The sequence below is a fragment of the Algibacter sp. YIN40 genome (assembly GCF_057219435.1).
The window spans coordinates 1,522,792-1,536,027 of record NZ_JBXVVC010000001.1; the positions used below are offsets into that span (position 1 = coordinate 1,522,792).

At 32.5% G+C, this 13,236-nt stretch carries 14 protein-coding genes; 10 read left to right on the forward strand and 4 right to left on the reverse strand.

Annotated elements, in window-relative coordinates:
• The first annotated feature begins 18 nt into the window (after positions 1-18).
• Both AC2D6V_RS06995 and AC2D6V_RS07000 read left to right on the forward strand, forming a co-directional pair.
• A complete protein-coding gene (locus tag AC2D6V_RS06995) occupies positions 19-1,116 on the forward strand; it encodes an acyloxyacyl hydrolase (RefSeq protein ID WP_484647336.1) in 1,098 nt (365 codons plus the stop codon).
• A 7-nt stretch (positions 1,117-1,123) separates the two neighbouring features.
• Positions 1,124-1,870 carry a head GIN domain-containing protein gene (locus AC2D6V_RS07000; protein WP_484647337.1) on the forward strand — a complete coding sequence of 249 codons (747 nt, stop codon included), beginning with the start codon at positions 1,124-1,126 and terminating at the stop codon, positions 1,868-1,870.
• Here AC2D6V_RS07000 and AC2D6V_RS07005 read toward each other — a convergent pair.
• The 3 genes from AC2D6V_RS07005 to gldA form a co-directional block, all read right to left on the reverse strand.
• Positions 1,856-3,043: an acetate/propionate family kinase gene (locus AC2D6V_RS07005; RefSeq protein WP_484647338.1), complete on the reverse strand. Its 1,188-nt coding sequence runs from the start codon at positions 3,041-3,043 to the stop codon at positions 1,856-1,858. The genes AC2D6V_RS07000 and AC2D6V_RS07005 overlap by 15 nt on opposite strands.
• Positions 3,044-3,046: 3 nt before the next feature.
• Positions 3,047-5,137 carry a phosphate acetyltransferase gene (gene pta / locus AC2D6V_RS07010; RefSeq protein WP_484647339.1) on the reverse strand — a complete coding sequence of 697 codons (2,091 nt, stop codon included), beginning with the start codon at positions 5,135-5,137 and terminating at the stop codon, positions 3,047-3,049.
• Between the two features lie 169 nt (positions 5,138-5,306).
• The gene (gene gldA / locus AC2D6V_RS07015; RefSeq protein ID WP_484647340.1) at positions 5,307-6,203 is read right to left on the reverse strand and encodes a gliding motility-associated ABC transporter ATP-binding subunit GldA; all 897 of its coding nucleotides are present in this window, start codon (positions 6,201-6,203) and stop codon (positions 5,307-5,309) included.
• Between the two features lie 283 nt (positions 6,204-6,486).
• Here gldA and AC2D6V_RS07020 point away from each other — a divergent pair, with 283 nt between their 5' ends.
• From AC2D6V_RS07020 to AC2D6V_RS07035, 4 genes are read left to right on the forward strand one after another with little or no spacing between them, the layout of a single operon-like run.
• Positions 6,487-7,314 carry a prephenate dehydratase gene (locus AC2D6V_RS07020; protein WP_484647341.1) on the forward strand — a complete coding sequence of 276 codons (828 nt, stop codon included), beginning with the start codon at positions 6,487-6,489 and terminating at the stop codon, positions 7,312-7,314.
• Complete coding sequence (locus AC2D6V_RS07025; RefSeq protein ID WP_484647342.1) at positions 7,311-8,456, forward strand: pyridoxal phosphate-dependent aminotransferase; 1,146 nt, start codon at positions 7,311-7,313, stop codon at positions 8,454-8,456. Before AC2D6V_RS07020 ends, AC2D6V_RS07025 begins: the two co-directional genes overlap by 4 nt.
• Positions 8,453-9,304 (forward strand): prephenate dehydrogenase, encoded by an 852-nt coding sequence (locus AC2D6V_RS07030; RefSeq protein ID WP_484647343.1) that lies wholly within the window; start codon positions 8,453-8,455, stop codon positions 9,302-9,304. Before AC2D6V_RS07025 ends, AC2D6V_RS07030 begins: the two co-directional genes overlap by 4 nt.
• A gap of 10 nt (positions 9,305-9,314) precedes the next feature.
• Entirely contained in the window at positions 9,315-10,397 is a 1,083-nt protein-coding gene (locus AC2D6V_RS07035) for a chorismate mutase (RefSeq protein WP_484647344.1), read from the forward strand.
• A 49-nt stretch (positions 10,398-10,446) separates the two neighbouring features.
• Here AC2D6V_RS07035 and AC2D6V_RS07040 read toward each other — a convergent pair whose 3' ends face one another.
• Entirely contained in the window at positions 10,447-10,893 is a 447-nt protein-coding gene (locus tag AC2D6V_RS07040; RefSeq protein ID WP_484647345.1) for a hypothetical protein, read from the reverse strand.
• Between the two features lie 86 nt (positions 10,894-10,979).
• On the opposite strand from AC2D6V_RS07040, the gene rsgA reads away from it, so the two are divergent.
• From rsgA to AC2D6V_RS07060, 4 genes are read left to right on the forward strand one after another with little or no spacing between them, the layout of a single operon-like run.
• Positions 10,980-11,930 (forward strand): ribosome small subunit-dependent GTPase A, encoded by a 951-nt coding sequence (gene rsgA, locus AC2D6V_RS07045; RefSeq protein WP_484647524.1) that lies wholly within the window; start codon positions 10,980-10,982, stop codon positions 11,928-11,930.
• Positions 11,931-12,383 carry a D-aminoacyl-tRNA deacylase gene (gene dtd / locus AC2D6V_RS07050; protein ID WP_484647346.1) on the forward strand — a complete coding sequence of 151 codons (453 nt, stop codon included), beginning with the start codon at positions 11,931-11,933 and terminating at the stop codon, positions 12,381-12,383.
• A complete protein-coding gene (locus AC2D6V_RS07055; protein WP_484647347.1) occupies positions 12,383-12,925 on the forward strand; it encodes a metal-dependent hydrolase in 543 nt (180 codons plus the stop codon). Before dtd ends, AC2D6V_RS07055 begins: the two co-directional genes overlap by 1 nt.
• Entirely contained in the window at positions 12,882-13,208 is a 327-nt protein-coding gene (locus AC2D6V_RS07060) for a nucleotide pyrophosphohydrolase (protein ID WP_484647348.1), read from the forward strand. Before AC2D6V_RS07055 ends, AC2D6V_RS07060 begins: the two co-directional genes overlap by 44 nt.
• The last annotated feature ends 28 nt before the right edge of the window (positions 13,209-13,236 follow it).

Sequence of the window (13,236 nt, forward strand, 5' to 3'; positions counted from 1 at the left end):
CAATATGTTAACCCATAAATGAAGTTTTTTTTAACCTGCTTTCTTTGTATTTGTTTCGGTATTTCCTTTTCACAAGAAAAAGAACACACATCGTATTTCGACCTTAATTATTTTAAGGGCAATATAGCACTTCATAATAATGATATTCTCCATTTAATAAAGGGCCATCCAGAAGGTTTTGTTTTAAGTTGGAATAAAAAAACGTATGGTTTTAATGCTTGGGAACAACGGTATAACTATCCTGATTATGGGTTTTCTTTTGCATACCAAAACCTAAAAAATGAAGTCTTAGGGAAGAATTATTCAATTTACGCACATTATAATTTTTATTTCTTTAAAAGAAACTTAATGATGCGTGTAGGCCAAGGTTTAGCATTAACAACAAATCCTTACGATAAACTTGATAACTTTAGAAATAATGCATTTGGTTCTAAACTCATGAGCAGTACATACATAATGATAAATTATAAGAAGGAACGCTTGTTCGATAAATTTGGATTTCAGGCTGGACTATCATTAATTCATTACTCCAATGCCAATGTAAGAGCACCAAATACGAGTATAAATTCTATTACCTATAATATTGGACTAACCTATAGTTTGGATGAAGATGAACCAGAATATCAATATACACTTGATGAAAATGATAGGAAGTTTACCGAACCTATAAAGTATAATTTTGCATTTAGAACTGGGGTTAACGAAAGTGATGTAGTAGGAAGCGGTCAGTTTGCATTTTATACTTTATCAGCTTATGTAGATAAGCGAATTAACAGAAAGAGTTCATTGCAACTAGGAGCCGATATATTCTTTTCAAATTTTTTAAAAGAGTATATCTATTACAGAAGTGTATCATTTCCTGAAGAAAACGTTTCTGGAGATGAAGACCATAAACGGGTTAGTTTAATTGCGGGTCATGAATTGTTTATGAATAGAACCTCTCTTGTTACGCAATTTGGGTACTATATTTATTATCCATTTGATTTTGAAGGACGCACTTTTGTAAGAGTTGGTTTAAAGAGATATTTTGGCAAAAAATGGTTTGGAGCCTTAACCCTAAAGTCGCATGCTTTTAAGGCTGAAGCTGTTGAGTTTGGAGTGGGAGTAAGATTATGACAAAAAGATGAAAAGACTAATTTATATTTTATCGTTTTTATTGCTTTTTACTTGCGATAGTGAAAGCACAGGTGATTGCTTTCAGAAAACAGGAAGCACTATTCAAAGTGAAGTGACAGTAACTTCGTTTGATAAAATATTAGTTAATCGAGATATTGAATTAATAGTTAAAGATGGCGCTGAGCAAAAAGTAATTATAGAAACTGGTGATAATTTATTAAATGATGTGAGTGCAGTAGTTGAAGGGAATAGATTAATACTTACGGATAATAATACCTGTAATTATGTGCGAGGTTATGGTATTACAAAAGTATCTGTAACGGCTCCTAATATTACAGAAATTAGAAGCTCTACCCAGTATGATATAAGTTCAGATGGTGTTTTAACCTATCCTAGTTTAACCATTTTGTCTGAGGATTTTGGAGCACCAGATTCTTTTACAAGTGGTAATTTTAGATTGCAAATTGATAATAATTCGTTTAGTTTGACTTTCAATAACCTGTCTAATTGTTTTGTTTCTGGAAGTACTGAAAACTTAAATATTGGATTCTTTTCTGGATCAAGTCGTTTTGAAGGCGAAAATTTGATAGCACAAAATGTTACTATATCCCACAGAAGTAGTAATGATATGATTGTGAATCCTCAGCAATCACTTAAAGGTGTTTTGAGAGGTACTGGAGATTTAATTTCAAAAAACACACCACCAGTAGTTGAAGTGGAACAGCTTTATACAGGCAAATTAATTTTCGAATAGCTTTACAGATTGTTTCGCAATTTCTAATTCTTCGTTTGTAGGAATCACTAATATTTGAACTTTTGAATCTACAGTGTTAATTGCTCTGATTGCATTTGCTCGTAATTTGTTTTTATCAGTATCTAAATCAATACCTAAAAAATCTAAATTATTACAGACTAATTCACGCATCAAACTGGAATTTTCACCAATTCCAGCTGTAAACACAATAGCATCCAATCCGTTTAAAATGGCGGCATAACTACCTATATATTTTTTTATTCTATAGGTATTCATTTCTAGGGCTAATTGACAAGCTTTGTTACCATTTTCAGCTTCAGATTGAATATCTCTTAAATCGCTATAACCAGTTAACCCAAGCATGCCACTTTTCTTTTGAAGTAAGGTATTGATTTCATCCAGTGTATAGTTGAATCTTTTAGACAAATAAAAAATTATGGATGGGTCTATATCTCCAGACCGCGTACCCATTATTAATCCGCTAACAGGAGAGAATCCAAGAGAATGATCAATACTTTTGCCATCTTTAATGGCGGTCATACTACAACCGTTTCCTAGGTGAATGGTTATAATTTTCGAATTTTGTTTACTTAAAAAGGCAATAGCTTTTTCAGACACATATTTATGACTCGTGCCATGAAATCCATACAATCGAATATTATGTTTATCTGAAAACTCATTTGGAATCGCATATTTATATGCATATTCTGGAATAGTTTGATGAAACGCAGTGTCAAATACAGCTACTTGTTTTGCATTTGGAAATATAGTTTCAGCAACTTCGATGCCTTCTAAGTTTGCAGGATTATGCAAAGGAGCAAGTGAAGATAATGCCTCTATTTTCTCTTTAACGGCTTCGGTGATTTCAGTTGTATTACTAAAATGTTTGCCACCATGAACTACACGATGCCCAACAATCTCAATAGCGTCCGTAGACTTTATTATTCCAGTATTTTTATCCAATAACTGCTTCGAAAGCAATTCTAATGCAGTTTTGTGATTAGGAATTGGTTGCGTTACTTTTATGGTATCGCTTTTAGTTTTAAACGTGAATTTTGAATCTATAAAGCCAATGCGTTCAATTAATCCAGAACAGAGAACGTTTTCATCTGGCATAGAGAATAATTGAAATTTTAATGAAGAACTTCCAGAATTTAAAACTAATACCTGCATATATTAAAGATCTTGAGCTTGTATGGCGGTTATAATCACCGTGCTGTAAATATCATCTGCTGTACAACCGCGACTTAAATCATTTACTGGTTTATTTAATCCTTGTAACATAGGACCAATGGCTAATGCTCCAGTTTCTCTTTGTACTGCTTTGTATGTATTGTTTCCTGTATTTAGGTCTGGAAAAATTAAAACACTGGCTTGTCCAGCAACTTCAGAATCGGGTAATTTACTTTTACCAATGCGCATATCTACTGCGGCATCATATTGTATTGGTCCTTCAATTTTAAGATTTGGAACTTGCTTTTTAGCAATTTCTGTAGCCTTTCTAACTCTATCAACATCCTCTCCTTGCCCTGAAGCGCCAGAGGAATATGATAACATAGCTACTTTAGGCTCAACTCCAAAATCTTGCGCTGTTTTTGCTGATGAAATGGCTATTTCTGCTAGTTGTTCTGCGTTCGGATTTGGATTGATGGCACAATCGCCAAAAATAGAAACACGATCCTCCAAACACATAAAAAAGACCGAAGAAACAATATTAACGCCTGGTTTCGTTTTTATAAATTGTAATGCAGGACGCAGTGTGTGAGCTGTAGTATGAGCTGCTCCAGATACCATGCCATCCGCATGTCCTTTATAAATCATCATCGTAGCAAAATATGAAACATCAGACATAGCATCTCTTGCCATATCTAAGTTTATACCTTTGTGCTTTCTAAGTTCATAAAACGTATTAACATAATCTTTAAAGTGTGGCGACTTTTGAGGAGAGATAATGTTTATATCTTCAGCATTTAGAGGAATGTCTAGTTTTTCAATACGTTCTTTTATTTTTTCTTCTTCACCAATTAAAGTTAAACTAACTACGCGGGCATGAATTAATCTAGCTGCTGCACGCAAAATACGTTCGTCATAACCTTCAGGAAGTACAATATGTTTTTTGTCTTTTAAAGCGCGTTGTAGTAAGTTGTATTGAAACATTCTTGGCGTGAAAATATCCGATTTAAAAGTGATTAAATCGTTAGCTAATTTATTAGTGTTTACATGCTTTTCAAACGTAGCAATAGAAGTTTCAATCTTATCTGTGTTTTCAGCATAGATTCTAGATTTTATTTTTCCGATGGTATTGGCGACATAGAATGTGCCTTCTTTTGCACTAATAATAGGCACAACACTTGATAGTCCTTCAATAAGCTTTAAAATTGATTCTTCTGGAATGAGTCCTCCAGTTAAAATAATGCCAGATATTTTTGGATAATTTTTTGAAATATTAGCTTGTAATGCTCCTAGAATAATGTCGGCTCTATCTCCAGGACTAATTACTAAAGCATTTTCTTTTAGATGCGTTAAGTAATTTCGAAGTTGCATGGCACCAACACTAAAATTTTCAGACTGATTGTTAATCATGTCTTTACCAAAGAGAATAGTACCGTTTAGAGTTTTTACAATTTCCTTAATTGTTGGACTTGCCAAACTTTTAATTTTAGGAATTACAGTAATATCTGTATCACTATTTATTCGTTGCTTTAAAAGTGATTTTAATGTTGAAATATCTTCATGATTAATTTTATTAGTCATGATGGAAAGCACATCAACTTCCTCTTTAAAAGTATCATGAGCTAATTGGACATTATCTACTATTTCTGATATTTTTTTTCCATCACCTTGAGAAACGATAATAACGGGCAATCCTAAATTTTTTGAAATAAGTATGTTAATGTCTAATTCTAAGCTTGAGTTTTCATGTGAAAAATCGGTACCTTCAACCAAAACAAAATCAAATTGCTCCTCAAGATATTTATATTTCTTAATGATTTCGTCAATAACATCACCAGACTTTCCTTTGTTGTATAAATCCAGAACTTGATTTCTGGTATATGCATAAGTTTTTTTATAATCGATGTCTATGTCAAAATAAGATACGACTGTATTTATGTGATTATCCTTTTCGCCATTTTCTGTATCTTCAATAATAGGTCTAAAATAACCGACTTTTGCAGTTTTACCAAGAAGCATCCTCATTAACCCAAGAACTACAACGGATTTTCCACTATTCGGCTCAATGGTAGCAACATAAATTCCTTTACTCATTTTTGTACATTTCTATTGTTACAAAGATAGTTCATAGCTTTTTTCTAATTAAATGAACTAAACTAAATCACATGATATTTATACAAAATTATCAACTCACATTGAGGTTAAAGATGATAATTATCATATCCTCAAAATTATAAACGTCATAAGAAAAAATAGTAAAATATTATTTCGAAGTTAAATCTCTAAATAGAGATTCTAAACTTGCATTTTTTTGATTAAGCTGAAGGATTTTAAGCTGATTATCATGTGCAAAATCAAATACATAAGAGCGCATATCTTCAGCAGTCTTAAAAGTTATTTCGTAAACAAAATCATGCGTATTTACAACGTTGCTAACTTTTGGAAGCTTCAATAAAAAGGCGTTTTCTACCCGATAATCAAATTCGACAATAACTATTTGTTCTTTTTCATCGCGTAATTCTTGTAATTTTTTATCTGCAACAATTTCACCTTTATTAATTATGATAACGCGATCGCACATGGCTTCAACCTCCTGCATTATATGAGTAGATAAAAACACTGTTTTAGTTTTTCCTATAGACTTAATAAGGTTTCTAATTTCAACCAATTGATTTGGGTCTAAACCCGTTGTAGGCTCGTCGAGAATTAAAACATCGGGATTATGTAAAAGAGCATTAGCTAATCCAACACGTTGGCGATAGCCTTTAGATAATTGTTCTATTTTTTTATGAGATTCTGGAAATAACCCAGTTTGTTCAATCACTTCTTCTACACGTACTTTATCTACTTTAAAAATACCTGCATTAAATTCTAGATATTCCTTAACATACATTTCTAAATAAAGAGGGTTGTGCTCTGCTAAATATCCAACACTTTGTTGTACTTGCTTCGTGTTTTTATTTACGTCATATCCATTAACTATTGCTAATCCTTCATTCGCATTAATATAAGTAGTCAATATTTTCATCATTGTGGATTTTCCAGCTCCGTTCGGACCCAAAAAACCAACAATTTCTGGTTTATTTACCTTAAATGAGATATTATTTAGTGCTTTTTGGTTTCCGTAAAGTTTTGAAACCCCAATTACTTCAATAGACATAATTAAAATTATTTGTTCAAAAATAATTGATTATATAATGCAATGTCATATTTGCTGTAAAATCTTTAAAATTTTAGTAAAAACAAAAAAAAATGTTTTTTACAATTTTGATTTCTTAAAATATTATTTACTTTAGCCTCGTAATTATGACAACAACAGTATATTATACATATTTCAATTTCTTTTATTTCTTTTTTAGCAAAGAAATCGAGACATTGTATGTATAATTTATAACTATAAATTTTTATGTGAGTCTCGATGAAAATCGGGACTTTTTTTATACATGATTAAAACAGTAGCCATACAAGGAGTAAGAGGATCTTTTCATCATATTGTGTCTCAGCAATTTTTTGAGGAAAATGTTGCTAACATAGAGTGTTTGACTTTTGACAGAGTTGTTGAAAGCTTAATAGATGAAAAATGTGATGCAGCGATTATGGCTTTAGAGAATTCTATTGCGGGTTCTATTATTCCCAATTATGCATTAATCGATAAATATAATTTGCATGTAGTAGGTGAGCATTATGTTGATGTTCAACATAACCTTATGGCACTTTCTGGACAGAAAATAGAAGATATTAAAGAGGTTTATTCACATCCAATGGCGTTGCTGCAGTGTAAAGAGTTTTTTAAGCAATATCCACATATTAAATTGGTTGAAGATAAAGATACGGCAGAGGTAGCACAGCGGATTAATGAAAATCAATTAGCTGGTATTGGCGCAATAGCTAGCGTTAAGGCTGCCGATATTTTTGAGTTGGATATATTGGCAAATAGTATTCAAACTATTAAGCATAATGAAACGCGATTTGTTATAGTAAAGCGAACGAATTCTGAGGTTCCGGAAAACGAAATTAACAAGGCTTCAATAAAATTTGAAACAGACCATAAGCGTGGAAGTTTAGCAACAATTTTGAATGTAATGAGCGATTGTAAATTGAACCTTACCAAAATTCAATCACTTCCTATAGTTGAAACACCATGGAAATATGCATTTTTTGTTGATGTTACTTTTAATACTTATGAAGATTTCAAAAAGGCAAAGTCTATTATTGAAATAATGGGACAAGGCTTTAAAGTTTTGGGTGAATATAAAAATGCGAAGTTATGATAGAAGTAGCTGATAGATTGCATACGGTTGAAGAGTATTACTTCTCTAAAAAATTAAGAGAGGTAAACCTACTTATTGCAAGCGGTAAGCCAATTATTAATTTAGGTATTGGAAGCCCAGATATGCAACCACCAAAAAAGGTTGTAGATGCTATTTCAAACAGTTTGTTCGATAAGAATGCTCATAAATACCAGAGTTATCAAGGTCTTCCAGAATTAAGGCAAGCCATTGTTGGTTTTTATAAAGAACATTATGATGTTAACTTAAGTGCAAACACCGAAATTTTGCCATTAATGGGAAGCAAGGAAGGGATTATGCATATCTCTATGGCTTATCTTAATAAAGGCGATGAAGTATTAATACCTAATCCTGGATACCCAACGTATCAATCTGTTACAAAATTGGTTGAAGCGACTCCAGTTTTTTATGAATTAGATGAAGCTCACAATTGGTTGCCAGATTTTAAAGCATTGGAGCAATTAGATTTGTCTAAGGTAAAATTAATGTGGGTTAATTACCCTCATATGCCTACGGGAGCGCAACCATCAAAGTTTTTATTTCAAGAGTTGGTGGCTTTTGCAAAAAAGCATAACATCTTAATTGTTAATGACAATCCATATAGTTTTGTTCTTAATAATAACCCATCAAGTATTTTAAAAGTAAATGGTGCTAAAGAAGTTTGCTTAGAGTTAAATTCCTTAAGCAAAACCTTTAATATGGCTGGCTGGCGTGTAGGTATGGTAGTTGGAGATAATAAGCATATTAATAACATTTTGAAAGTGAAAAGTAACATGGATTCTGGCATGTTTTACGGAATACAAAAGGGTGCGATTGAAGCATTAAAATGTTCAAGTATGTGGTTTAGCACTTTAAATAGTGTTTATCATCAACGCCGAGACCTAGTGTGGAATTTAGCCGATGCTCTTAACTGTACATACGATAAAAATGCAACTGGGCTTTTTGTTTGGGCGAAATTACCAGCCTATGTTAAGTCTGAAGAATATATAGATACCATTTTAAAGGAAAATCATATTTTTATAACGCCAGGGACTATTTTTGGAAGTCAAGGGGAAGGTTATATCCGTTTTTCACTTTGCGCACAAACTGAAGATTTAGAAGAAGCAATAGCTAGGGTAAGATGAAGAATATATATGCAATAGGAGTTGGATTAATAGGTGGAAGTCTTGCTATAGATATAAAGAAGAATGACCCCAATGTTGTTATTCATGGTATAAGTCGTAAAGATACTACGTTAGAAACGGCGTTATCACTTAATTTAATTGATAAAAAAGCAACCCTTGACGATTTAGGGAAAGCAGATTTAGTTATTGTTTCTATTCCAGTTGATGCGACTGTTAAATTATTGCCTACCATTCTGGATAAAATTTCAGATAAAGGATTGGTGGTGGATGCAGGTTCAACAAAAGAAGCTATTTGTAAAGCGGTTGAAAATCACCCAAAGAGAAGAAATTTTCTGGCAATGCATCCCATAGCAGGTACAGAGCACTCTGGTCCAACTGCAGCAATATCTGGCTTGTTTATTGGAAAAACGAATATTGTTTGTGAAGTTGAAAAAACCACTTTTAAACTTCAGGAAAAAGCATTGAAATTGTTTACAGATATTGGTATGCGAATTCGATATATGCATCCTGTTGCCCACGATAAACACATTGCATATGTTTCGCATTTATCACATATAAGTGCATTTATGCTTGGTAAAACGGTAATTAATAAAGAGAAAAATGAACGCGATATTTTTGATATGGCAGGCAGTGGGTTCGAATCCACGGTACGATTAGCAAAAAGTTCACCCGAAATGTGGACACCGATATTCAAACAAAACAAGGAAAATGTCATTGAAACATTAGAAGAATATATTCTAAATCTCACTCATTTTAAAGAGTTAATGAAAGATGGCGATTTCGAAGCAATTTTTAATGAGATGAAAGATACCAATCATATAAAAGACATATTAAACGGAATTAGTTAAGATTAAAATTATGGAAAACAAGAAAGAAATGAGAACCTGGTTAGATGATTTAAATTTAAATCATCCTTTAGTAATCGCAGGTCCATGCAGTGCTGAAACAGAAGAGCAAGTATTGAAAATTGCTCATGAATTGAAAGATACAGATGTTAGTTATTTTAGAGCAGGTATTTGGAAACCAAGAACGCGACCAGGAATGTTTGAAGGTGTTGGTGCTTTAGGCTTAAAATGGCTGCAAAAGGTTAAGGATGAAACAGGTATGAAGGTTTGTACTGAAGTTGCTAATGCCGCGCACGTGAAATTAGCTTTGGAACATGATATTGATATGCTTTGGATAGGTGCTCGTTCTACAGTATCTCCGTTTATTATGCAAGAAATTGCTGATGCATTAAAAGGTACAGATAAACCTGTTTTGATTAAAAACCCAGTGAACCCAGATTTAGCTTTATGGTTAGGTGGTATTGAAAGAATTTATAGTTCGGGTGTTAAAAATGTTGGAGCAATACATAGGGGTTTTTCTACTTACCAGAAAACTAAATACCGTAATATTCCAGAATGGCAATTGGCAATTGAGTTTCAAAATAGATTTCCTGATATTCCTTTAATTAACGATCCGTCTCATATTACAGGAAAAAGAGATATGATTCATGAAGTGTCTCAGGAGGCGTTAGATTTGAATTTTGATGGTTTAATGATAGAAACGCATTACGATCCGGAGAAAGCTTGGAGTGACGCTGCACAACAAGTAACTCCTGCTACATTAGTTCAAATAATGAAAGATTTAAAAATTAGAAAAGAAAGCAATAGTGAGGAAGATTACAACAAAGCTTTAAATAACTTAAGAGCTCAAATTGATGTAGTCGATAATCAAATCATAGATTTATTGGGTAAACGTATGCAAGCCGCTGATGGTATTGGAGCTCTTAAGAAATCCAAAAACGTTGCGATCTTGCAAAATAAACGTTGGAATGAGATTTTAGGTAAAATGGTTTTGGAAGGCGAACAACATGGATTAAGCGAAGAATTTATCTTAAGAATGTTTAAAGCGGTTCACCAAGAATCAATTAATCATCAAGAAAAAGTTATTAACGGATAAATTAAAAAAGCCTCCTATTTAGGAGGCTTTTTTATTAAATGGAATATTTTTACTTGTTCCTTTTAAAAATATATCTGGTAATAAAAATTCCTTGATTATCACCTTTGCCTGCACTTTCTACGCCACTTGTAACAAAAGCTAAATCCCAACCTTCTTCAATCATAGTGTTTATTTTCGATTCAATAATAGCATCATTAGCTGCAATATTTTGAAAACGAATACCCCCAATATTAAAAAAGTTCAAAAGTTTTGTTTCATCAAATCCCTTAACCCTAATTTCATCACGCTTAGATTTGTTACGACTATTGTCATCTTCTGTTTGTGTGGTTGTGAATTCTTTGTAATCTTTTTGTTCATTAGCACTAATAATTCTAGAACGGCCTAAGCCATTAGGAACAATTGACTCTACACTTGTAACAACTTTATACTCTACTTGAGCATGAGTTTCAATAAAAGCAAATAAACTAATGCATAATAACAATAATAATTTTTTCATGTTGTTGAGATTTTAAAAATTAAGAAACGAATATAGATATAATCTTAACAATATAATTGTTAATTTCATTTACTTTTGAAGAATATATGACTGGACGTGTTTATAAATCTACAGGAAGCTGGTACACTGTAAAAACCCAATTAGGGGAGACTTACGAATGCCGTATAAAGGGGAAATTCCGTATTAAAGGTATTAAAAGTACTAACCCAATTTCGGTTGGTGATATTGTAGATTTTGAACTGGAAAAGGATAATAATACGGAAACAGGAATTATCCATAATATTCATGACAGGAAAAATTATATAGTTAGAAAGTCAGTAAACCTTTCCAAACAAACACATATTATTTCTGCGAATATAGATCAGGTGTTTTTAATGATTACCATAAATAATCCACCAACGCTAACATCTTTTATTGACCGTTTTTTGGTAACAGCTCAGGCATATTCAATAAAAACAATATTACTTTTTAATAAAATTGATACTTATGATGATGACACTCTTAATGAGGTTAAGTTTTTAGCGCATACTTATAGAAAAATAGGTTATGAATGTATTGGTGTATCCGCTAAAACAGGTAAAAATGTTGATAAAGTGAAGTCGTTAATGCTTGATAAAGTTAGTATGTTCTCTGGCCATTCGGGAGTTGGTAAATCCACATTGGTGAATGCTATTGAGCCCGAATTGAATTTAAAAACGAAAGAGATATCGCAGTTGCATATGCAAGGACAGCATACAACAACATTTGCAGAAATGTTCGATTTAAGTTTTGGGGCTAAAATAATTGATACCCCAGGGATAAAGGGCTTTGGAGTTGTAGATATGGATAAAGAGGAAGTTGGGGACTATTTTCCCGAATTTTTTGCTTTAAAACAAGATTGTAAATTCAATAATTGCTTACACTTACAAGAACCTAAATGTGCTATAAAGTTGGCTCTTGATAATGATGAAATAGCCTTTTCAAGATATAGAAGTTATTTACAGATTATTGAAGGTGAAGATGAACATTATAGAACAGATAATTGGGATGAAGACTAAATGAAAGTAGTTATTCAAAGAGTTTCAAAAGCAAGTGTTACTATTGATGGTGATATTTTAGCTTCCATAGGGAGCGGATTATTAATATTGGTAGGAATTATTGAAGAAGACACTCAAGAAGACATAAAGTGGTTAACAAATAAAATAACTAATTTGCGTATTTTCAATGATGCAGATGGTGTTATGAATCTTTCAATAAAAGATATAAATGGTAACGTTATCGCAGTTAGCCAGTTTACATTGCATGCATCCATAAAAAAAGGCAATCGCCCAAGCTATATAAAAGCCGCAAAACCAGAGGTTGCTATTCCAATTTATCAAAGTTTTGTTAATCAGTTAGAAGTAGATTTAGGGAAAAGAATTCAAACAGGAATTTTTGGAGCAGATATGAAAGTGGATCTATTAAATGATGGACCGGTAACTATTATTATCGATTCGAAAAACAGAGAATAATGGCATCAGTATTTGGGCATAGTGTTGTTGCTTATACTTTGTCTAAAATACTTGACAGGCATCATAGTAAATGGCTTTTAATTGCTGCAATAATTTCATCAATTTTACCAGATTTAGATGTAGTTACATTTTATTTGGGGGTGCCGTATGAAGCCCCATTTGGGCATCGCGGATTTACACATTCCATTCTCTTTGCCATGCTATGGGCTTTTCTTTTAATGTTAACATTAGGTAAGAAGCATAAGAGCTTATGGTTTACAGTCATTTTGTTATCAACGTTTTCACACGGGATTTTGGATGCTATGACTACTGGAGGCAGAGGTGTTGGTTTTTTAATTCCTTTTAATAACGATAGGTTTTTCTTTCCTCTGCAGAAAATAGTGGTTTCACCTTTAAGCGTAAAAAGTTTTTTTTCAGATTGGGGTTTACAAGTAATATTTAGTGAAATAAAATATATAATTTTACCATGTATTTTAGTTTTAACTTTTTTAAAAATATATGGAGATTCAAAACGCACAAAAAACAGTAGACGATTGGATTAACGAACACGGTGTTCGGTATTTTAATGAGCTTACTAATATGGTACAACTTACTGAGGAGGTTGGAGAAGTAGCTCGTATTATTGCACGTCGTTATGGCGAACAAAGCGAAAAAGAAAGTGATAAAGATAAAGATCTAGGTGAGGAACTGGCAGACGTGTTGTTTGTCGTGTTGTGTCTTGCAAATCAAACAGGTGTCGATTTGCAGAAAGCTTTCGACAAACGCATGGATAAAAAAGCCAAGCGGGACCATGATAGGCACCACAATAATCAGAAATTAAAATAATTTATATCTATCTTTGACGCTTCTAAAA